Origin of the sequence: Chroococcidiopsis sp. [FACHB-1243], from assembly GCF_014696895.1 — a bacterium.
In the GTDB taxonomy this organism is placed as follows: domain Bacteria; phylum Cyanobacteriota; class Cyanobacteriia; order Cyanobacteriales; family Chroococcidiopsidaceae; genus Chroococcidiopsis.
Genome location: NZ_JACJQX010000026.1, coordinates 1 through 20,636, shown reverse-complemented (window position 1 = coordinate 20,636; position 20,636 = coordinate 1). Strand labels below are relative to the sequence as shown.

The following is a 20,636-nucleotide window of genomic DNA, read 5'->3' as shown; positions in this document are numbered from 1 at the left end:
GATTTTGACTTCTGACTTCTGACACCTGTACGGGCGGGTTTACCAATTGTCTTTGACTCTGACCAGTATTTCTGGTGAACCCGCCCCTACGAATGACTTCTGACTTCTGATACTGTGTTGGTTTCAAAATAAACGGAATTTGGTGTGAATTTTATGATCGGGGCAGATGTCTCTAGACACCATCAAAACTTTCTTCAAGTCGTTCATAGCTACTATCAGCTAACTAAACCGAGGATTATACCTCTACTTCTGATTACAACTGCTGGCAGTATGTGGATTGCAGCCGAAGGACGAGTCGATCCAAAATTACTCGTTGTCACCCTAGTTGGGGGAACTTTTGCTGCTGCTGCTGCCCAAACCGTCAACTGTATTTACGATCGCGATATCGATTATGCGATGGAACGAACCCGCCACCGTCCAATTCCTTCAGGACGAGTACAGTCGCACCACGCCCTAATTTTTGCGATCGCCCTAGCCGTAATTTCTTTCTCACTCTTAGCGGTCTTTGCCAACTTGCTAGCGGCTCTGTTAGCAATGTCTGGTATCGTTTTCTACATCGCCATATATACCCATTTTCTCAAACGTCATACCCCTCAAAATATCGTCATTGGTGGTGCAGCAGGGGCAGTACCCGCCTTAGTTGGTTGGGCAGCGGTGACAGGCACTTTAAGCTGGACGGCTTGGACGCTTTTCGCCATTGTCTTTCTGTGGACACCACCTCATTTCTGGGCGCTAGCATTGATGATCCGCGAAGACTACGCCAAAGTAGGCGTACCGATGTTACCAGTTGTAGCAGGTGACGAGGCTACAGCAAAGCAGATTTGGTTTTATACCTTAATTCTGATCCCCACTACGTTTTTACTGATTTATCCCCTGCAATCATGCGGTTTCATTTACAGCGCGATCGCCCTTATTCTTGGTAGCATCTTCGTGCAAAAAGCTTGGCTGTTATGGCACAATCCCACCTGTAAAACTCAAGCGCGATCGCTATTCCTCTACTCCATCCTTTACATGATGCTATTGTGTGCGGGCATGGTGGTCGATAGCCTACCCTTCACCCACCAGGTTGCAAACGCTTTAGCTTCCAGCTTAAACACCATCATCAGCACGATTCTCATTTCTAGATAGTGGTGCTTTGACTAGTGGCTAGTCAATCTATTTTCTTGCCACTAGTCACTAGTCACTACTCACTCTTCTATGATGAAGACAGGAAGTATTTAGATTTGTATCGCTGCTAGCGAGAAAAAGCTCCTATGGCTCCTGCTGTTTTCATCCAAAATTTGCAAAAGCGTTATGGCAGTGTTGAGGCTGTCAAAGACATCTCCTTTGCGATCGAACCTGGGGAGATTTTTGGTCTACTCGGTCCCAACGGTGCGGGTAAAACTACAACCTTGCGCATCTTGTGTACCCTCTCTACACCAGATGCAGGAGTAGTAGAAGTTTCTGGAATTTCAGTAGTAGATAACCCTAGAGCCGCTAGACGAAGATTGGGATACGTAGCCCAAGAAGTCGCCCTCGATAAAGTGTTGACTGGACGCGAGTTGCTACAATTGCAAGCGTCTCTTTACCACATACCTAGTAAACTAGTCAAACAGCGGGTGGACACGGTATTAAATTTACTCGGCTTGCAGGAGTACGCAGACAAAAAGACGGGAACGTACTCTGGGGGATTACGCAAGCGTCTAGACTTAGCAGCAGGCTTGCTACACGCTCCCGATGTTTTGGTATTGGACGAACCCACGGTTGGACTGGATATTGAAAGCCGTTTTGTCGTGTGGGATTTTTTACGCCAACTGCGCGAACTAGGAACTACCGTCTTAATCACCAGCCACTACCTAGAAGAAATTGACGCATTAGCCGATCGCGTAGCAATTATCGATCGCGGTTTAGTTATTGCTTCCGGTACGCCTTCCCAATTGAAAGACAAAGTAGGAGGCGATCGCATTACCCTCCGCATCCGCGAGTTTTCTCCCCCAGAAGAAGCAGAAAAAGCTAAACAAATGCTGACAGCACTGCCCTTCGTCCAAGAAGCGATCGTTAATAGCGCTCAAGGTAACTCGCTCAATCTCGTTGTCACACCCCAAGCAGAAGCTTTAACTCAAATTGAAGGAGCGATGAAATCTGCTGGCTTACCAATTTTTGGCATTTCCCAATCTCGCCCTAGTTTAGACGACGTTTACCTCGCCGCCACAGGTCGCACTCTGATGGATGCCGAACTCGCCGCCGCCGGAAGCCGCGATCCCAAAGCAGAAAGAAAGCAAAATATGAGATAGGTAATGGGTAATGGGTAACGGGTACTAATGGTTAATAGTTATTGGTCATTTGCAACTCACTATTAACACCTATCAACTACCAATTACCAACTACCAACTACCAATTACCAATTACCAATTACCAATTACCAAACAATAATATGAGCAGCACTTTTATACCTCCAAAATCTGATGCTAATTGGCAACAACTGGCATCGACGGCAGTTCAAAAAGAAGATACTCCTAACTGGCTAGGAGAACTCGTCCAAGAAACTTTGGCACTGACTCGCCGCCTTTTCATCCAGTTGCAGCGTCGCCCCTCAACTTTAATTGCTGGAATTATTCAACCTGTCATGTGGTTGATTCTATTTGGTGCTTTGTTTCAAAATGCCCCCAAAGGACTGTTTGGAGATAGCACCAATTACGGTCAATTTTTAAGTGCTGGCGTGATCGTTTTTACTGCTTTTGGAGGAGCGCTAAATGCAGGATTACCAGTCATGTTCGATCGCGAATTTGGCTTTTTAAACCGCTTATTGGTGGCTCCTCTGGCTTCGCGCTTCTCGATTGTTTTAGCTTCAACTATTTTTATTGTCAGTCAGAGTTTGTTACAAGCAGCGGTAATTGTGGCGGCGGCTGCCTTTTTGGGCGCTGGCTTACCCAATCTAGCTGGTTTGGGTGCGATCGCTTTAATTATTTTACTGCTGGCTTTGGGCGTAACAGCTGTAAGTCTCGGTTTAGCCTTCGCTTTACCAGGACATATAGAACTGATTGCTGTAATTTTCGTGACTCAACTACCCTTACTATTTGCTAGCACGGCTCTCGCGCCTTTGTCTTTTATGCCCAAGTGGTTGCAAATTGTCGCCACAATCAATCCATTAAGCTATGCGATCGAACCGATTCGCTATCTCTATCTACACAATAGCTGGAACTTAGGTAGTGTAGTCATGCAAGCTCCTTGGGGTGCAGTGACATTTGGCGGAGCTATACTGATGTTGGTCGGTTTTAGCTTCGTAGCTGTGCTGAGCATTCAACCCTTACTGCGGCGGACTCTGGCATAAGGTATGAAGCCTACCTTTTCTCCTATTTTCAGTTATGTGAGCCATCACTCCATGAAAATCTCTGCTTCCTCTCTAACAAAAATCTTTTTCGGTGCAGTAGTAGGAACGAGCTTAGCTACCTTATTACTACCACACCCCACTTGGGCGCAAGCAACCACAGATGCCGAACCTCTGCGGGATCTGAATCAGGAACAAAACCGCGATCCCTTTTCCCGTGGTGATACTGGCGACGCTATGAGCGGTTTAATGGATATTATGCACCGCGCTCAAATGGGTAATATTCGTTCTGCGGGAGATTTTGCCACCGAGCAAAATCAATCTTTGGACGATGCCGCTGCTAAGTTTCGCCAGCAGCAGCTACAAAGGATGCAACAAAATCAATTGCAGCCTAATAACAATCCTGCTAATCCACCTCAAACAAAATAAGTAAGTAAAGGGATGGCGTTGCCATCCCTTTACTTTTTATAATCCTAATGCTGCTAGCACGTCACTAGCGTGGCTTGTGGTATTAACACTGCTATCAACGTGGATAATCTTACCGCTCCCATCAATGACGTAAGTTACGCGCTTGGCATAGCCGCCACCGTCAACGTCATAGGCTTTAACTAGAGTCTGCTGAGTGTCAGCTAAGAGCGGAAAATTCAGCCCGTATTTCTCAGTAAACTGTTGATGAGACTGCTCGTCATCAACGCTTACACCTAAGACTACAACTTCTTTGCCATCGTAGGTTTGCTTGGCATCTCGGAAACTACAAGCTTGTTTCGTACAGCCCGGTGTATCGTCTTTTGGATAGAAGTACAAAACTACAGTTTTACCAGCAAAATCAGATAAGGAGACTGTATTACCATTAGTATCTTTGACTGTAAATGTAGGTGCTTGCGTACCAACTGCTAAAGCCATAAGTTTCAGTATCTCCCTAAAAGTTGATTGAATCTACTAACAGTAAACATATCTTATCTATCACTATTATTGTGGCGATCGAAAAAGAGTTTACTGTATTTCCTCTCTCGATTATTTTATCAATAATTGTTATCTTTTTAAACTCTATTTTTTAACATAATTTCTTAACACTCAGCGATCGCGAGAGATCCGTTCAGTGACTTTTAGCTTTAAGGGATGCTTTGTCAAGCCTCTCAGTATACATAATTATTAATTTTCAACCATAAGTTTTTGCGTCCAAATTATCTAAGAGTTTTCTCACATTAATTCCCTAGAAAACTCATTAACATCTTGTTCAAGATCTTATTTAAAACTATCCGCTCGCTTACTTTGTCTTTAAAACAGAAAAAAGATAAAATTTGTAGCAAGCCTTACCGATTCTCAAGGGTAGAAATAAACCGATCGAGGTTTGCCAAATTTAACGAGCATTAGACTCGTTTTGATGTTTTCCTCTATGAATTTTGGGTAACTTGTGAGATTATACAATTGCTCCTGCAATTTGGTAAAAGATATAAGTAATCCGTTTATTCTCCGCCTAACTCGTAGTTCCTGATTGCTTCATTAGCATCAGTCTTCTATAGACAGTACCAAAATTTTTATCTTAAAATCCCCGCTCAATCTCTATGCTAAAAGTAGCATTTATTGTCAATCACTTTCCTTTACTTTCAGAAACCTTTATTCTTAACCAAATTACCGGACTCCTAGAACGCGGACATCAAGTAGACATATATACTTGCACTCCAGGCGATCTGAATAAAGTACATCCTGATGTAGAAAAATATTGCTTACTAAAACGTACTTATTATCTACCAGAGATTCCCCAAAACTTTCTAAAACGATCGCTCAAAGCAATTGGTTTACTGAGTATAAATTTTACGAAAGCACCTAGAAAATTACTGCGATCGCTTAATGGTTTCAAGTATGGCAAATCGGCAACTTCTTTACGATTATTTTATGCCGCGATCGCTGGTGCAGACAAAGAAGCATATGATATCGTTCACTGTCAGTTTGGAACTTTAAGTTTTTGGGGTATGCTGTTTCGGACAATTAATGCTCCTCAAGCCAAATTAGTCGTATCGTTTCGCGGCTACGATATCAGCCAATTCATTCAAGAACATGGCGATCGCATTTACGATCGCACCTTTGTAGAAGCCGATCTCTTTCTGCCAAATTGCGACTTTTTTAAACGTCGTCTCCTCAAACTCGGTTGTGACGAAAAAAAAATCTGCGTTCACTACTCAGGAATTGATTGCGATCGTTTCAAATATACACCCCGCTATCGCCATTCTCATCAGAAAATATGTATTGCTACCATTGGGCGTTTAGTAGAAAAGAAAGGAATTGAGTACAGCATTCGTGCTGTAGCAAAAATAGTAAAATCTTGCCCTAATCTAGAATATAAAATCGTTGGCTGCGGTTCTTTACAAACAGAACTAGAACAATTAATCCAAGAACTAGAGTTAACTAATATCGTACATCTATTAGGTAAAAAAGATCGGCAGGAAATCATTGAAGTTTTGCAAGCATCTCACATATTTATTGCTCCCAGTATCACGGCACGCGATGGCAATCAAGATGCCCCTGTTAATGTCTTAAAAGAAGCAATGGCGATCGGCTTACCAGTTATTAGCACCTATCACGGAGGAATTCCAGAGCTTGTAGAAGATGGTGTTTCTGGGTTTCTAGTACCAGAAAGAGATGCAGAGGCGATCGCCTCAAAGTTACAATATTTAACCGCACATCCAGAGATATGGAATATTATAGGTGCAGCTGGTCGCGATCGAGTAGAAAAATATTTTAATATGCAAAACCTTAACGACGAACTTGTCGATATTTATCAGAAAGTGAGTAGTGAAGAGTGAAGAGTGACTAGTGGCTAGCGGCTAGCTATTTACAAATGACAAAAGACAAACAACAAATGATAAATATGAATTTACCCAAAGTTACAATTGTAGTAACTCCTCGCGAACGTTTTAGTTATACTAAAGAGTCTTTAGAAAGTATATACGCACATACGCAAATTCCTTTTAAATTAGTTTATATTGATGGTAACTCTCCTAGAAAAGTACGCCAATATTTAGAAGAACAAGCGCGAGTTAGAAACTTTCAAATTATCAGAACAGATTACTATCTTTCTCCCAATCAAGCTAGAAATATAGGCTTGCGTCAAGTGGATACTCCATATGTTGTATTCGCTGACAATGATGTGGTTGTTTCCCCTGGTTGGTTGGAAAATTTAGTGCGGTGTGCTGAAGAAACACAAGCGATAGTCGTTGGACCATTGATGTGTCAGGATTTACCAATACATGAAATCGTCCACTTTGCAGGTGGCGAATCTCATATTTGGGTTGACAAAAATAAAGCAACTCCCAGACGCAGGTTGCGAGAAAAGATGTACAAGCAGGGAAAACGAGTCGCAGAAGTCCGCGATCGCCTATACCGTAACGAAACTGAATTAGCAGAATTTCACTGCGTTCTCGTGCGTACAGAGATCTTTTCCCGCATTGGTTTATTAGATGAAGCCATGCTGAACACAAAAGAACATCTAGACTTTTGCATGAGTGTCAGGGAGGCGGGAGGTAAAGTCTATTTTGAACCCAGCAGCCTTGTCACTTACGTACCGGGACCACCCTTAGAGTGGACGGACTTACACTTTTATATGCTGCGTTGGAGTGATGCATGGACTTTAGCGAGTTTGCATCGCTTGCGTGACAAGTGGAATTTAGCTGAAGATACTTACTTTCTACAAAAATACAAACAATTAGGTTGGCGGCGGCGATGGACAATCGTTCATCCCCTCAGCCACCGTCTCACCTTTGGGATTAAAAGCTATTGGCTAGAAAAAATTCTCGTTCCCCTCGATCGCATTTTAAATCGTTACTTGACATCAAGCCACGCTCGACAACAGCAAAAATTTCAACTACAACCGCAACAAACTAACGACATACAGGACAATGGTTTTGCAGCTTGAAATCAGGAATAGAAACGCCAGCTAAGATACTAAAGAAACTCGATCTAAATCCGTTTCTAATTCCCGCTTGATGAAAGTTTCTAACCAATCTTTTACCAGACGAGTCGCGCGACAATCATCTTCGTTATAACGTTCAATTACTTCGAGAAAAGAGCGATCGCCTGTTGCTAACCAGCGATCGTACCAATAAATACACTGCGAACCGTGCGCTTGAGGATCGCGCCATTCAAACCCAATCCAACGAGCGATCGCTTTGAGAGCATAACTTTCAATCGGTAGCACCACAGTCTGGGCGATCTGCTCGTAAACATCGACACAGCGATCGACGATCGCTCTAACTTGTTCTACTGGTGTCCGATAAAGTTGAGCCAAGCGCTTAATTGTCTCGACTTCATACGAGAAAAAATGAAAAATGGGCGCTTGTGGATAGCGCCCAACGATCTCTAAAAATTGTTGCCAAATCGTGCTTTCATCTGACTGTGTTTCTGCTAGTAAAGAATGAAAAGTTTCCGTTTGCTTCAGGCGATCGACCACTAACACTCCTAACATGTAATCGAGATTTAGATCTGGCTGTGCCTCAATATCAAAGTAGATTTCAATGGGATTTGGTAATTGGTAATTGGTAATTGGTAATTGCTCCCCTGCTCCTCTGCCCCTCTGCTCCCTCTGCCCCTCTGCTCTCTTGCCCCCCTGCTCCCTGCTCCCTGCTCCCTGCTCCCTTAAAAGCGAAATCGGACGATTTTCCAAGACTGACTGCGCTTGCAATACCAAATGATGAGCTATCTTTTTGTCAAAGCCTCGTAAGCTTGCTAAGTCAGATGAGTTAGCCTTAGCTAAAGATTCTACCGTGACAAGATCGATCGCCTGTAACTCTTTATAACGGTTGGGTGTCACCCCAGGTAGTAAAGACAAATGTTGTTGAGATCTGGCAACGCTAGAACAATAAGTATACCAACGGCATAAACTGCATCGCTGGCGAGAAATAAAGACTTCTGGTGCTTGAGGTGCTGCTAGTGTTTGGACGCACTCGGCAAAAATTTGCTGCATTTGCGGCAGTATTCTGGCTAAACTTACCTCATACATCTCTTTCCGACGCAAGAGCAACCAGGCTCGATCTGGTGTAGTCTCCTGCACCATGCCCAACGCCTGTCCGTGAAAAGCAGCTACAACTTGATACTCTAATTTGGGGCGCTTACCTAATTCAATTTGGGCTGGAATATACATCCAATTTCCAAAAATCGATTGCCCTGGTTGTTTAATTAACAAATCGGGACGGCTGAGTAGTGTTACATCTTCTGAAGTGTGGGCGATTATAACTCCTCGATAAATCTGCTCTACACCCTGTTGCATTAACTGCCAAGTTGCTGTTGCTCCTGCTTGCCAATCCTCTTTAGAATACTGAGGTTGCTGATAAATCCGTTCTGCCATCATGCTCTGTCTATGCTCGAACTTGTCCTGTTGTAACTTCAGCAACAGTTCGCTAGGAGCATCTTTAAGCGCCAAATCTCCGTGGCGATCGAGAAATGGGCGACGATTACAACGTTGGTATTGTAGCAGCAGCTCAGCAGTCATTAGCATAGCTCTAGCGTAACAGGAAAACCATGAGTGATGTGTAGTGCGCTGAGGAATGGGCTGTTGGTAGTTGGTAATTGGTAAAATTACTGGTCACTGGTCACTCATAGCTGCTCGATCGCTCCCTGCTCGATCGCTCCCTGAAAACTGGTCACCGATCGCTGATTCGGCTAAAATGACTTAGTTCTGCTGTGCTACCGTCAGATGGTTCGGCGGGTTGACGATCGCGACTGATGAACGTAAAGCTAAACGCAAAGCTATATGAGTAGATTCGACCGACAAAATAGAGGATTCAAAGTTATTGGAAATTTAGGGATATTGCTGATCCCGATCGCGTCTGCACCTCTGCTTTTACCTTTGTTCAGTCAATCTTTCTCTCCGACTTCTACTACGGCAACAGATCCATCTTCTGCGACTTCAGCTAACAATAATGTTGCGAATAACGTTTCTAGTGTTGCTCAATGGGAGGCAGAAGCTAGGCGGGAGGAGCAAAGCAAGATACCAAAAACTCAGCCACCAACGCTCAATCAAACGAACAAACAGCAACCTCAAAAAATTAAACGAAAACGGCAGCCTGTAGCCAAAAAAACACAATATGCTGCGCCAAACTTAGAAATTCGCGTGGCGATCGCTCAAGATGCAGATTCTCTAATTGTTGGCTCCTCAACTCCCGCCCAAGTTGTAGAAACAAACGGCAAAGTCTTACGCCAATTGCCCAACGGACAAGCTTTTACAGCACAGCCTGGCGACTCAGATCGGATTACAATTGGCAATGCCCAATTACCCAATGCAGTCTGGATTTACCCCCAAAAAGGAGGTGTGGTATACGTAGGCGATCGCTGGTATAGAGGTAAACTCCTGCTCGTTGCTCGACAACAGAAGCTACTCGCGGTTAACTATGTCGATTTAGAGCATTATCTTGCTAGCGTTGTCGGTAGCGAAATGCACGCTTCCGCCCCAACTGAAGCTCTTAAAGCTCAAGCCGTCGCTGCCCGTTCATATGCTTTGGTTCACATGGTACGTCCGGCAAATTCCTGGTTTAATCTCGGGAATACCCAGCGCTGGCAAGTCTATAAAGGGATGAACAGCGAGTATAACACTACGCAAAAAGCCGTCAAAGATACTGCTGGGCAGATTATTAGTTATCAAGGCGGCGTAGTCGAATCGCTTTACGCTGCGACAGATGAGATCGTTCAGAAAGCTCATGGTGGCAAAGGTATGAGCCAAACAGGAGCCTATCGACTGGCAGCACAAGGCTACAACTACCTGCAAATTCTGGCGCACTATTACCCCAAAACCGCCACAGCAAGGCTGGAAATCAAGCCTTGAAGTAGGAGAGGAGCAGAGGAGCAGGAAAGACTAAAACAACTTCTGACTCCTGACTTTTGCCTTTTGACTTTTTCAGAATTACATTTGACTGCTGAGAATTGGCTTGATTTGCGGTTCCGATCTTTCTCCCATATCATCGGCGATCGTTAACCGAGAGGGTTTACAGCGTTTGATCTCGACTGCAATCCCTTGGGCTCCTTCATGCTCCAAATCTTCTATGTAACCACGCTGGGCAGCTGCCGCTTCTTTGGCGCTGAGAAAAGGACCGAAGTAGTAAGTACAACGGGGATTTTGGGTATCAATTTCTACCCACCATGCCCAACCGAAGTTATGGAAGAAGCTAATCAGATTTTCTTTAGTGTGATTCCAAATTGGGTTCATGTCTTTTTTTTCCTATCAGCTTGTGGTAAAGGATTCGGGCTAATAAAACAAATCGTAAACTATTGTCACAGTTCGTAAAAAAAATTTCATCGCTAGTTTTCTAATTTATCTTTTTTTGTACCCATGTTGACATAATTTACATGTTGCCAGCGTTGGCGAAAAATTTCGTAAAGTGCCATACCAGTTGCGACAGAAGCGTTCAAACTCGGCGTATTGCCTGACAAGGGAATCGATACCAACAAATCGCAGCAGCGCTGAGCGCTCAAACTCAATCCTTCCCCTTCCGAGCCAACTACTAGCACAATAGGACCACTGAATTTGACTGTCTGTATCGATTGTTCCGCTTCTAATGCTGTACCGTAAACCCAGAAACCAGCTGCTTTTAATTCTTCTAAAGCACGGCTGAAGTTAATGACTCTGGCAACAGAGAATGTTTCTAAAGCACCCGCTGCGACTTTCATCACCGTAGACGTGATCCCAGCAGCTCTGCGTTGAGGGATGACTAAGCCTTGCGCTCCAATTGCCTCAGCGGTACGGATAATTGCCCCTAAGTTGTGAGGATCGGTAATGCCATCGGCAGCAACAATTACGGGTTGCTGAGAAGTCGATTTAGCTTTGTCAATTAGCTCTCCTAATTCCAAATAATCGTAGGGAGCTACTTGAGCGGCGATCCCTTGATGATTGGCGTGATGGGTAATTTGGTCTAGGCGTTTGGGTTCAACCTCATCAATGACCGTACCATTCTCCTTTGCCTGTTGGAGCAGAGAATGAAAGCGATGATCGTAACGCAAACGAGCAGTAACCCAAAGCCGATTAAGCTGTCGTTGGGTTTCCAAAGCTGTCAGCACGGGATGGCGACCGTAAATCAGATCGCTCTCTTCTTCTGATGTGGACGGTGGAATTTGGGACGAGAAACGATCTGTCTTGTCGCGCTCTGTATTGTAGGTAGGACTATCTAAGACTGGTCGAGAGAAATCTTTCTTTACTGCCCCATGACGTTTTTCCCCATCCTGTTTAGTGCCATTATGTTTGAGATCGGCACGCTTGCCTGTATAACGCTCTGGTTTGCCACGTTGCGGTTTTCCAGAAGGGTTAGATTTGGCTTTTAATTTGGGTAGCTCTGTCATAAATTTTTCTTATTGTTAAGAGTCCTAGCATTCTTTTTTATTTATACTAGGGGAGTTTAATGTTTCTGTAGGAGCTAATGGTAGCTGCTCCAAGAGTTGATACAAGCGCTGGCGATCGCTCAGATAAAGATAGCCTACGAGAGTTTCTAAACTCGTTGCTTGTTGATAAACTTCTGGTGCGGCGCGACGTGGTCGTCCTACAGTAGCATTACGTCCCCGACGCACGATTTCTAATTCAGCTTGATTGAGATATGGAGTGAGAAATTGTAAGTGCGAAGCCTGTGCCTCGGCTCTAACCTGGGCAACGACAAGGTTGTGGTAAGCCTGCGATCGCTTGTGGGGCAGTAAAAAGTGGCTCCTCACATACAGCTCGTAAACCGCATCGCCCAAATATGCTAAAGCCGTAGGTGAGAGTTGTTGTAGCTGCCCAGGAGCGATCGCTAACCAACTAGGTAGCAACTCCAACTGAGTGACTACATCTGTCTGAGCTTCCCGAGCTGAGCCGTCGAATAAATTGTCCTCCTTCGGTTCCACTCCGTTTGGATTCTCCCAGAACAATCAGTTGTCAGTTGTCAGTGACTGGTGACTGGTGACTGGTGACTGGCAGCTAGACCGAAACAAGGATCTAGTCAATACACAGGCTACTCTCCAACTACCAATTACCAATTACCAATTTCAGCGATCGGCGATCGGTGACTACATTATTATGATCGATCCCCAAATTCAGGGGGTTGAACCTATGATAAGTTTTTTATATCAAAAAATTAAGCTATCCAGATCGCAAAACCGGATAGCTAAAGTTAAAATGCCTGCGATCGCTCAAGATGCTTGAATATTTTCTAAAGCTGCTTCAACAGTCGGTCGTAAACCTAAATATTGCTCTAGGTTAACTGTCTTGACTGTTTGAGTTACGCGGGCATTGGTGACAATTTGTGAAGTCCCACCGTTAGTTTCAGTCTGCTTCTTCAAATGCACCAAAGCGCCGATCCCAGAACTATCGACAAAATCAATTTGGGACAAATCCAATATGATGTGCTTTGGTCCCTCTTCAACATACTTGCCGAGTACCTTGCGAAAGGTTGGTTCTGAAAAGGCATCAAGCAAACCCGTCAACCGGAATAACTGATAATTACTCCGAACCTCACGAGTTCCTCTCAGGCTAACAGTTAGATTTAGTGTCTCAGCGATAGTTCCCTCCTCGCCACTTCTTGTTTCAAATCGAGGCTAAAGTATAAATGCTTGGTTGAGATGTTGTCTACACTCAGGTGGTAGAAGTTAGGGGCTTGAGGCTAAGAGCTTGGTGGTAGAAAACAGAACATCGTCTATTCCTGTTCGCTTCAGATCTTGCCTTTGCACTCCTAGTTTTTAAATTTTAACTCCTCCTGTCTCTGTGGGTATAAAATACTATGAATTTATTGTAGGTAATGGGTAGTTGGTAGTTGATGGTTGTTGGTTGATGGTTGTTGGTTGATGAGTGGTGCGTGACTTAATTGCGAATTGCGTAACGCTCCGCTTCGCCTTTGGCTAACACGTAGCGAGGCGATCCCGTAGGGGTAGTGTAGCGCAGCGAAAAGTGCGAATTGCAAATTGCTCCTCTGCTCCCTGCTCCCTCTAAACTAAAACGATAGACTTTTTACAGATATCTCATCCAGTTAGGTAGGGGCAATGGTGCGATTAAAGCTGTGGCAGTGGATTGTCTTAGCAACTCCGATCGCGTCTATCGTTGGTTTCTTCCTGGTAGCAGCAGGTTTGCAGATCCATGAGTGGCGCATCAATTGGATCTGGGGTCTGTTTATTCTAATATTTGTCGGCTGGCGGTGGTTGCTAGTCCGGTGGACTCGTTCTGTTGTCGTGGAAATGGAGGCTGTAGCGGCAGAAGTTAGCAAAGAAATAGAATCGTTTTCCGCAGATGCCACACTCTCAACGCCAGACAGCAGCAAGAAAGCAGAAGCCACGCTACAAGAAATTCTCGTTGTAGCACAAAGCGATCGCCCTTTGTGGGAGGACTGGCAAACTTTTTGGCAGCGCTGTCAAGATTTAGTTGTCGCAATCGCCCAGATTTACCACCCAGAAGTCAAGTATCCGCTTTTAAATATCTATATTCCTCAAGCTTACGGACTGATCCGAGGGACGGTAGATGATTTAGATCGGTGGATACAAAAATTATCCCCTGCTTTGAATCAAGTTACCGTCGGGCAAGCATATGAAGCTTATGAAGTTTACCGCAAGCTAGAGCCATCGGCGCGGAAATTCTGGCGGGCATGGAACTTAGCACAGTGGCTTTTGAACCCAGCCGCCGCCGTAGCGAAAAAAGCTAGCCAGCGTTACACAAACCAGGCAGATCGACAACTTTTGGTCAATTTGAGTCAATTGTTACGGGAAGCAGCGTTAAGAAACCTGTGTCGGCAAGCGATCGCTCTCTACAGTGGCGATACCTTACCTGGGTTAGAATCCTCCAAGACTTCAACTCTACCCCAGGCAAAAACTCAAACTCTCCGAGAGATTTTGACGCAAGCCGAGCCTGTGGAAATTGTAGAGCAAAAACCTGTCAGCATTCTCCTAGTAGGACGCACTGGAGCCGGAAAAAGCAGCTTAATTAATACCTTATTTAGAGCAGAACTCGCCGCCGTTGATGTTTTACCTAGCACCGATCGCTTGCAAAATTATCGCTGGCAAACTGATACGGGAGAAACGCTGACACTGTGGGATACGCCGGGATACGAACAGGTTAATCGCGCCCAGTTACGGGAACAGGTTCTCGAATATGCCAGCAACTCAGATTTGTTGCTACTTGTCAATCCCGCCCTCGATCCGGCGTTACAAATGGATGTAGACTTTCTCAAAGATATTCAGACAGAAGTAACGGATTTGCCCGTAATTACCGCTGTCACCCAAGTCGATCGATTGCGTCCGATCCGCGAGTGGCAACCACCTTATAATTGGGAACTGGGCAATCGCCCCAAAGAAATTTCCATCCGAGAGGCGATTCAGTATCGCGCCCAACTGCTAGCGAATTACTGCGATGTCGTGCTACCCATTGTCACGGCAGATCCGCAAGTCGGTCGAACTGCTTGGGGAATCGATGCGCTATCCTTAGCTTTAGTTCAGGCGATCGCCCCTGCTAAACAACTCCGGCTAGCACGCTTCATGCGCGATTTAGACACTCGTACCACCGCCGCCGCCAAAATCATCGATCGCTACACCTTCCAAATGGCAACGACTCAAGGACTCACGGCTTTACTCAAAAGCCCTGTCCTCCAGTTTATCTCCACCATCTCAACCGGATCGCCTACCTTAGCTAATCTCCTAGCGGCACAAATTCCGGTGGAACAATTGCCTGTTGTCATTGGTAAATTACAAATGGCATACGAACTATTTTCACTGCTCAACCCGGATAAAAATCCGCGTAACTTCGACTTACTCGCCCTGTGGTCGTTGTTATTGGAAAACTCAGCATCTCCAGAAAATAATGCTTGGGCATTCGGTCATGCTTTGGTAGAGTATTGGACGCAGAGTTTAACTGTCGAACAATTAAGACAGCGGTATGAAGGTTATCTCAAGCAAGTCTGAATTCATGACTGATGGCATGAAAATGGTAGATTGTACGAAACATAATCAGTTTATGTTTCAATTCCATGCTTTTCAGCGTCGGTTAAGTGCTTTCTATCTACAAAAACGTAAAGAGTGAAAAAACTTATGCCTAAATATATCGTATGGGGAAGTTACTGCAAGGACGTGTTGGAAAAGCGCGTACCTTATCGACAAGCACATTTAGATGGTCTGGCAAAACAGAAAGAAGCTGGGGTTTTAATTACAATTGGTCCAACTAAAGATGTAACCAAAGTATTTGGGATTTATGAAGTAGAAGATGAGGCGACAGTACGGAATTTGATTGAGTCCGATCCCTATTGGGTCAATGGGATTTGGACGGAGTATGAAGTCAAAGAGTGGATACAGGCTTTTTGAAAATTGTACTTAAAAATTCCGTCTTGGCTTCGGTTCATACAAAAACATTTTAGAGGTGAAACAATGTCAGCGATCGCCACTCAATCAAATTTAATTATCAAGCGAGTACTTTTCACCTGCATATCTTTACTATTAGTTTTTGCTTGTTTACTAGGAACAAAAATAACTTTGACAGGGGAACCGCAGTTACTTGCTGGAACTCGTCCCGACAATTTAGGCGTTCGTGCGGGTGAACTTGCACCTTGTCCCAACACTCCTAATTGTGTTAGCAGTCAGAGTCAAGATCCCGCACATAAAATCGAGCCTTTTATTTATAATTCCTCTGCTCAAGCGGCTATGACTGACTTAAAAACTGTGCTTCAGTCATTTAGAAGAACAAAACCGATCGCTCAAACAGAAAATTACCTCTATACGGAATTTACCATTCCTGTTGTTGGGTTTGTAGATGATGTAGAGTTATTTTTAGATGATAATGCTAAAGTCATCCACGTTCGTTCGGCTTCTCGTATGGGTGAGTCAGATTTGGGTGTAAATCGCAGCAGAATAGAAACTTTGAGAGCAAAGTTTAACCAAATTAATCGCTCTGATTCTATATAGAAAATTAAGTTTTAGCCATCTCCAAAGCTTGAATTGCCGCTTGAACGAGATTGTAATAATGGGGTTGAAAGAGATCGACTTGAGTAGCATCTTTACGGCTACTACCTAATAACCCCATCAGATTTCCTGCCTCAATTGCTAAAACTCGTCCTTCAGTGTTCTTAATTCTTAATTCCAACGAATTATTTGTAGGGAAAACACCGCAAGTATAACGCCGCTGTTTGTATTCAAAGGGAATTGTAGTGGCAGTTCGTCTCAGGGGAAATAATATTTGCGGCTGATTAGCTAGACGCACACCAATTAATTCTAACTCAATATTAGTATTGCCATTCCAAGTATTTTCTCGCAAACGATAGGCAATATCTATCCGTGGTGGTAAAGGGAAATATTCGCGCCAACGCCAGGCGATCGCTTTCATTTGGACGGGAGAGTTATTATTTTGAGCAACGGTCAATTTAATATGACCCTTACCAATAATCTGCTGGTCGATGACTTTAACATTAGCCGTCCAGAAGACGGGTTCTGGATTCTCAATTCCACAAGGATGTAAAATATCTAACTGTTGATAAAGTTGTAAATTGAGCCGATCTAAATTGGCTTGCGTGTCAATTTGAAGCAATGGCTTTAAGTGTTCCGGTTGCAAACAAGAGTTAGCAAATTGAATCAACCGCGATCGCAATGCTTCTAAGTTTTCAGTTGGCAGGGAAAAACCGCCTGCTGCTTTATGTCCGCCAAACTTACCTAATAACTCTCGACAGAATTCCAAGGCATCAAAAACATTAAATTCAGGAATACTACGTGCCGAACCGCGAATGTGATGTTCGTCTTCATACGTGCCAATAAATACGGGTACGCCGTAGCGTTCGACTAGGCGAGAGGCGACGATCCCGATTACGCCGTGATGCCAATTTGGTTGAACGACAAGTAAGACACGATCCTCTTGTAGAGACATGGCGTGCGATGATTCGACATAAGCGATCGCTTCCCGTTCGATTTCTTCGCAAAGTTGTTGGCGACGGGCGTTAATTTGTTCGCATTGCATTGCCCGTTCTAAGGCAATTCCGGCATCATCAGTTGTCAATAGATCGATAACAATTTGCGGATCGCCAATTCGCCCGATCGCATTAATACGAGGACCGAGGCGAAAACCGATATCATCTGGTTTGAGCGACTTATTTTTGTCGTTCACACCACTAACTTGAATCAAGGCTTGAATTCCCTCAAGCTGAGACTGAGGCAGCAGTCTCAATCCGCGTTTCAGCCACCGACGATTGACACCAATTAAGGGTGCGAGATCGGCGATCGTTCCTAAAGTAAAGAGTTCCAATAAAGGCTTGACTAAACCCTTGAGTTGTCTTGTTTTCTGAGCCAGACAAATAGCCAAAACGTAAGCAACGCCAACCCCAGCTAAACCCCAATAAGGTGAAGATTCGGGAATGAGTTTGGGATTGAGGATCGCGTTTGCTGGGGGTAAAGTGGGGGGAATGTCGTGATGGTCGGTGACGATGACATTTAAACCGAGTTCTCTTGCTCTGGCGATTGGTTCGATCGCGGCAATACCATTATCTACGGTTAAAATCAGCCGCACGCCTTCAGTGTGGAATTCTTCGACAATCCGCTTGTTAATTCCATAGCCCTCCTGCATCCGGCTGGGAATGGCATAATCGACTTGCGCCCCCAACCAGCGCAGGCTGCGGAGTAGCAAGGCTGTACTCGTCATTCCGTCAGCATCGTAGTCGCCGCAAATGGCAATTTTCTCTTGGGAAGCGATCGCCTGTTGCAATAATTCTATGGCGATCGCTAGGTCGGGAAATGCCTCTAGGGGTGAGGGCAAATCTAAAGTTTCTGGATTGATAAATATTTCTGCCTGCGCTGGTGTCTCGATGCCGCGATTGACTAAAAGCTGGTTGACTATAGGTGAGAGCTGGTTTATTTTTGTCAACTGGCTGACCAACTCCGGTTGAGCTGGATGTATTTGCCAGCGCTGATTTGGCAAGCGACGCGGACGGCGAGGTAATCCTGATGGCGGTTGGGCTAACACGGGGACAGAAATAGAGGCTCAGCACTATATTGTATGAGGCTAATGGGTAATTTAGCGCGATTACTGCATTCGATCTATAGTTCTATACTGAATTGCCTCGGCAACATGATGGCTTTGTAGGTTTTTCTCTGCCCCTAAATCGGCAATTGTCCGCGCTACCTTAAGAATGCGATCGCTGGCTCTAGCGGATAAGCCTAATTTCCGAATTGCTCCTTCTAATAAGCTTTTAGAAGCATCATCTAATTGACACCACTTCCGCAAATGGCGACTTTGCATTGCTGCATTACAACTAACAGACAATTCTGACTCAAACCGATCGCGGGTGCGATCGCGTGCTGCCTGTACTCTTTGCCTGACGCTTTCCGAATCTTCCCCCGTTGGTTGCTGGGTAATCTCTTCTGGTTTCAGCCGATTCACAGCCACCTGCAAGTCAATTCGATCCATCAAGGGACCCGAAAGTTTTGCCCAGTATTGCTCTCTTTGTCGTGGGGAACAGGTACACGCTTGGATGGAATCGCCAAAGTAACCGCAAGGGCAAGGATTTGTACTCGCGACTAAAGTAAACTGGGCGGGAAACATCACCGATTGGCGAGTACGGGATACGGTAACGTGACCGTCTTCTAAAGGTTGGCGTAGAAATTCCAAGACATCTCGCTTGAATTCCGTTAATTCATCTAAGAATAGAACTCCGTGGTGAGCTAAAGAAATTTCCCCAGGACGGGGAAAAGTCCCGCCACCAACTAAAGAAGGACCAGAGGCGGAATGGTGGGGACTGCGAAAGGGACGTTCTGCAACCAGCGAACCTTTATTTTTCAACAACCCGGCTACCGAATGAATTTGGGTAACTTCCAGCGCCTCATGAAAACTGAGTGGTGGCAAAATTGACGGTAGACGACGAGCCAGCATCGTCTTCCCACTCCCTGGTGGACCCACGAAAATTAAGTTATGCCCCCCAGCTGCGGCAATTTCTAAGGCTCTACGAGCGTGAGCTTGTCCTTTGACATCTTTTAAATCTGCACCAAACTGGATACTTCTGACGATCTCCCGCTTGCCTTCAAACTGCACGGGCTGATACTTTTCTGGCTGATTGAGAAATGCTGCAACTTCCGATAGAGACTGAAAACCATAAACTGATATCCCTTGTACTAAAGCTGCTTCCTGGGCATTATCTGCGGGTACGACTAACCCAGTAATCCCCATTTTTTGCGCCGCCGCCGCCACGGGTAAAACACCAGCCACTGCCCGCAAGCCTCCATCTAAGGAAACTTCACCCAGAAATAAAAAATCCCCTAGCATTTGCGGGTTGACCTGCTCTGAAGCCGCCAAAATGCCCACGCTCATCGGTAAATCGAAGCTGGGTCCTTCTTTCCTAATATCTGCTGGCGCTAAGTTAATTACGATCCTTTTCAACGGGAAGGCATACCCAGCGTTTTTGAGCGCTGCTTTCACCCGTTCTTTCGACTCCTGAACTGCCAGATCCGGTAATCCTACCACGACAATTCCTGGTAGCCCCGCCGAGACATCGATTTCGACTCCTACTTTGACGGCATCGATGCCGACAATTGATGCACTCCAAACCCGTGCCAGCATTTTATATTTCTTCCATGACAAGAACCCTTTAGAATCTCTAACAGAGTTCAAGGGCGATCGGCATGAGTGAAACTACAGATACTATTTTTGGCAAAATCATTCGTAAAGAAATTCCCGCCAATATCGTTTATGAAGACGAACTGGCGATCGCATTTACAGATATTAATCCCCAAGCGCCCGTTCACATTCTCGTGATTCCCAAAAAACCTATAGCCAAGCTATCGGATGCTGAATCTCACGACCAAGCCCTCATGGGTCATTTGTTACTAACTGTTAAGCGAGTCGCCCAACAAGTAGGACTGAATAACGGCTATCGCGTCGCGATCAATACTGGTGCAGACGGCGGACAAACTGTGGATCACATGCACCTTCACATTCTTGGCGGGCGACAAATGAGTTGGCCTCCTGGTTGACTCGTGTTTCACAGAGACATTTCTGTGTGGATAAGCTGAGGGAGCTGAGGAAGAAATAATAATTAAATTACTGATAGAAAGAGTAATTTTCGAGCTTGTATTGAATTTCGATTATGCGGCTGAAAGCTTTGCCACGAAAGTTTTTCAGCCGCTCTGTCTTTCATCTGAACCGAATAAGCTATAATAAAAACTTATTGTTACTATAACATAAGCTAATCTTCATAATCTTTACAAAACTCCATGAAGTTCCTTATAGTATTAACAACAGGGAAAACAAACCCTGATTTGCATAACCAAACGCAATACATAGAACCATGACAACCACATTACAAAGACGCGAAAGCGCTTCCTTGTGGGAACAGTTTTGTAACTGGGTAGCAAGCACAGAGAACCGCCTATA

At 44.8% G+C, this 20,636-nt stretch carries 21 protein-coding genes; 12 read left to right on the top strand and 9 right to left on the bottom strand.

What is annotated here, in order from left to right; genetic code table 11:
* Positions 1-153 precede the first annotated feature (153 nt).
* The 4 genes from H6G17_RS19460 to H6G17_RS19445 all read left to right on the top strand — a co-directional run bounded on the left by H6G17_RS19460 (position 154) and on the right by H6G17_RS19445 (position 3,736).
* Positions 154-1,128: a heme o synthase gene (locus H6G17_RS19460; RefSeq protein ID WP_192160035.1), complete on the top strand. Its 975-nt coding sequence runs from the start codon at positions 154-156 to the stop codon at positions 1,126-1,128.
* 125 nt (positions 1,129-1,253) lie between these two features.
* Positions 1,254-2,273, top strand: a complete 1,020-nt coding sequence (locus tag H6G17_RS19455; RefSeq protein WP_192159922.1) for an ABC transporter ATP-binding protein — start codon at positions 1,254-1,256, stop codon at positions 2,271-2,273.
* A gap of 140 nt (positions 2,274-2,413) precedes the next feature.
* Positions 2,414-3,310 carry an ABC transporter permease gene (locus H6G17_RS19450; protein WP_192160033.1) on the top strand — a complete coding sequence of 299 codons (897 nt, stop codon included), beginning with the start codon at positions 2,414-2,416 and terminating at the stop codon, positions 3,308-3,310.
* A gap of 3 nt (positions 3,311-3,313) precedes the next feature.
* Positions 3,314-3,736 (top strand): hypothetical protein, encoded by a 423-nt coding sequence (locus tag H6G17_RS19445; protein WP_192159920.1) that lies wholly within the window; start codon positions 3,314-3,316, stop codon positions 3,734-3,736.
* Positions 3,737-3,772: 36 nt separating this feature from the next.
* On the opposite strand, the gene H6G17_RS19440 is transcribed toward H6G17_RS19445, so the two are convergent.
* Positions 3,773-4,210, bottom strand: a complete 438-nt coding sequence (locus tag H6G17_RS19440) for a peroxiredoxin (RefSeq protein WP_192159918.1) — start codon at positions 4,208-4,210, stop codon at positions 3,773-3,775.
* Positions 4,211-4,872: 662 nt separating this feature from the next.
* Between H6G17_RS19440 and H6G17_RS19435 the strand changes: the two genes are divergently transcribed.
* Positions 4,873-6,111 (top strand): glycosyltransferase, encoded by a 1,239-nt coding sequence (locus H6G17_RS19435; protein WP_192159916.1) that lies wholly within the window; start codon positions 4,873-4,875, stop codon positions 6,109-6,111.
* A 65-nt stretch (positions 6,112-6,176) separates the two neighbouring features.
* Positions 6,177-7,220, top strand: a complete 1,044-nt coding sequence (locus tag H6G17_RS19430) for a glycosyltransferase (protein WP_192160031.1) — start codon at positions 6,177-6,179, stop codon at positions 7,218-7,220.
* Positions 7,221-7,241: 21 nt separating this feature from the next.
* On the opposite strand, the gene H6G17_RS19425 is transcribed toward H6G17_RS19430, so the two are convergent.
* Positions 7,242-8,798: a TM0106 family RecB-like putative nuclease gene (locus tag H6G17_RS19425; protein WP_192159914.1), complete on the bottom strand. Its 1,557-nt coding sequence runs from the start codon at positions 8,796-8,798 to the stop codon at positions 7,242-7,244.
* A gap of 255 nt (positions 8,799-9,053) precedes the next feature.
* Between H6G17_RS19425 and H6G17_RS19420 the strand changes: the two genes are divergently transcribed.
* On the top strand, positions 9,054-10,121 hold the full coding sequence (locus tag H6G17_RS19420; protein ID WP_192159912.1) for a SpoIID/LytB domain-containing protein: 1,068 nt from the start codon (positions 9,054-9,056) through the stop codon (positions 10,119-10,121).
* A gap of 78 nt (positions 10,122-10,199) precedes the next feature.
* Here H6G17_RS19420 and H6G17_RS19415 read toward each other — a convergent pair whose 3' ends face one another.
* From H6G17_RS19415 to H6G17_RS19405, 3 genes are all read right to left on the bottom strand, one after another.
* Positions 10,200-10,502, bottom strand: coding sequence for a DUF1816 domain-containing protein (locus H6G17_RS19415; RefSeq protein WP_192159910.1), 303 nt, complete (start codon positions 10,500-10,502; stop codon positions 10,200-10,202).
* A gap of 92 nt (positions 10,503-10,594) precedes the next feature.
* Positions 10,595-11,629: a 23S rRNA (guanosine(2251)-2'-O)-methyltransferase RlmB gene (gene rlmB / locus H6G17_RS19410; protein WP_192159908.1), complete on the bottom strand. Its 1,035-nt coding sequence runs from the start codon at positions 11,627-11,629 to the stop codon at positions 10,595-10,597.
* Between the two features lie 24 nt (positions 11,630-11,653).
* Positions 11,654-12,094, bottom strand: a complete 441-nt coding sequence (locus H6G17_RS19405; RefSeq protein ID WP_347276451.1) for a ribonuclease III domain-containing protein — start codon at positions 12,092-12,094, stop codon at positions 11,654-11,656.
* A 124-nt stretch (positions 12,095-12,218) separates the two neighbouring features.
* Between H6G17_RS19405 and H6G17_RS19400 the strand changes: the two genes are divergently transcribed.
* A complete protein-coding gene (locus tag H6G17_RS19400) occupies positions 12,219-12,461 on the top strand; it encodes a hypothetical protein (protein ID WP_192159904.1) in 243 nt (80 codons plus the stop codon).
* On the opposite strand, the gene H6G17_RS19395 is transcribed toward H6G17_RS19400, so the two are convergent.
* Complete coding sequence (locus H6G17_RS19395; protein ID WP_041462552.1) at positions 12,449-12,817, bottom strand: STAS domain-containing protein; 369 nt, start codon at positions 12,815-12,817, stop codon at positions 12,449-12,451. The two genes, H6G17_RS19400 and H6G17_RS19395, sit on opposite strands and share 13 nt — an antisense overlap.
* A 224-nt stretch (positions 12,818-13,041) precedes the next feature.
* Positions 13,042-13,215: a hypothetical protein gene (locus H6G17_RS19390; protein ID WP_192159902.1), complete on the bottom strand. Its 174-nt coding sequence runs from the start codon at positions 13,213-13,215 to the stop codon at positions 13,042-13,044.
* A gap of 79 nt (positions 13,216-13,294) precedes the next feature.
* Between H6G17_RS19390 and H6G17_RS19385 the strand changes: the two genes are divergently transcribed.
* The 3 genes from H6G17_RS19385 (at position 13,295) to H6G17_RS19375 (ending at position 16,192) form a co-directional block, all read left to right on the top strand.
* Positions 13,295-15,199, top strand: coding sequence for a GTPase family protein (locus H6G17_RS19385; protein ID WP_192159901.1), 1,905 nt, complete (start codon positions 13,295-13,297; stop codon positions 15,197-15,199).
* 126 nt (positions 15,200-15,325) lie between these two features.
* Positions 15,326-15,595 (top strand): YciI family protein, encoded by a 270-nt coding sequence (locus tag H6G17_RS19380; protein WP_192159899.1) that lies wholly within the window; start codon positions 15,326-15,328, stop codon positions 15,593-15,595.
* A 63-nt stretch (positions 15,596-15,658) separates the two neighbouring features.
* Positions 15,659-16,192: a DUF1499 domain-containing protein gene (locus H6G17_RS19375; RefSeq protein WP_192159897.1), complete on the top strand. Its 534-nt coding sequence runs from the start codon at positions 15,659-15,661 to the stop codon at positions 16,190-16,192.
* 4 nt (positions 16,193-16,196) lie between these two features.
* On the opposite strand, the gene recJ is transcribed toward H6G17_RS19375, so the two are convergent.
* Complete coding sequence (recJ, locus tag H6G17_RS19370; RefSeq protein WP_192159895.1) at positions 16,197-18,233, bottom strand: single-stranded-DNA-specific exonuclease RecJ; 2,037 nt, start codon at positions 18,231-18,233, stop codon at positions 16,197-16,199.
* A 60-nt stretch (positions 18,234-18,293) separates the two neighbouring features.
* Positions 18,294-19,823: a YifB family Mg chelatase-like AAA ATPase gene (locus H6G17_RS19365; RefSeq protein WP_192159893.1), complete on the bottom strand. Its 1,530-nt coding sequence runs from the start codon at positions 19,821-19,823 to the stop codon at positions 18,294-18,296.
* 62 nt (positions 19,824-19,885) lie between these two features.
* Here H6G17_RS19365 and H6G17_RS19360 point away from each other — a divergent pair, with 62 nt between their 5' ends.
* Complete coding sequence (locus tag H6G17_RS19360) at positions 19,886-20,236, top strand: histidine triad nucleotide-binding protein (RefSeq protein WP_192159891.1); 351 nt, start codon at positions 19,886-19,888, stop codon at positions 20,234-20,236.
* Positions 20,237-20,636 lie beyond the last annotated feature (400 nt).

Excerpts from the sequence above, each read along its gene's own strand:
- H6G17_RS19460 (WP_192160035.1), top strand. The coding sequence starts at position 154 with ATGATCGGGGCAGATGTCTCTAGACACCATCAAAACTTTCTTCAAGTC.
- H6G17_RS19430 (WP_192160031.1), top strand. The coding sequence starts at position 6,177 with ATGAATTTACCCAAAGTTACAATTGTAGTAACTCCTCGCGAACGTTTT.
- H6G17_RS19425 (WP_192159914.1), bottom strand. The coding sequence starts at position 8,798 with ATGCTAATGACTGCTGAGCTGCTGCTACAATACCAACGTTGTAATCGT.
- H6G17_RS19385 (WP_192159901.1), top strand. The coding sequence starts at position 13,295 with ATGGTGCGATTAAAGCTGTGGCAGTGGATTGTCTTAGCAACTCCGATC.
- H6G17_RS19360 (WP_192159891.1), top strand. The coding sequence starts at position 19,886 with ATGAGTGAAACTACAGATACTATTTTTGGCAAAATCATTCGTAAAGAA.
- H6G17_RS19420 (WP_192159912.1), top strand. The coding sequence starts at position 9,054 with ATGAGTAGATTCGACCGACAAAATAGAGGATTCAAAGTTATTGGAAAT.
- H6G17_RS19455 (WP_192159922.1), top strand. The coding sequence starts at position 1,254 with ATGGCTCCTGCTGTTTTCATCCAAAATTTGCAAAAGCGTTATGGCAGT.
- H6G17_RS19415 (WP_192159910.1), bottom strand. The coding sequence starts at position 10,502 with ATGAACCCAATTTGGAATCACACTAAAGAAAATCTGATTAGCTTCTTC.
- H6G17_RS19450 (WP_192160033.1), top strand. The coding sequence starts at position 2,414 with ATGAGCAGCACTTTTATACCTCCAAAATCTGATGCTAATTGGCAACAA.
- H6G17_RS19445 (WP_192159920.1), top strand. The coding sequence starts at position 3,314 with ATGAAGCCTACCTTTTCTCCTATTTTCAGTTATGTGAGCCATCACTCC.
- H6G17_RS19380 (WP_192159899.1), top strand. The coding sequence starts at position 15,326 with ATGCCTAAATATATCGTATGGGGAAGTTACTGCAAGGACGTGTTGGAA.
- H6G17_RS19440 (WP_192159918.1), bottom strand. The coding sequence starts at position 4,210 with ATGGCTTTAGCAGTTGGTACGCAAGCACCTACATTTACAGTCAAAGAT.
- H6G17_RS19375 (WP_192159897.1), top strand. The coding sequence starts at position 15,659 with ATGTCAGCGATCGCCACTCAATCAAATTTAATTATCAAGCGAGTACTT.
- H6G17_RS19435 (WP_192159916.1), top strand. The coding sequence starts at position 4,873 with ATGCTAAAAGTAGCATTTATTGTCAATCACTTTCCTTTACTTTCAGAA.
- rlmB (WP_192159908.1), bottom strand. The coding sequence starts at position 11,629 with ATGACAGAGCTACCCAAATTAAAAGCCAAATCTAACCCTTCTGGAAAA.
- H6G17_RS19365 (WP_192159893.1), bottom strand. The coding sequence starts at position 19,823 with ATGCTGGCACGGGTTTGGAGTGCATCAATTGTCGGCATCGATGCCGTC.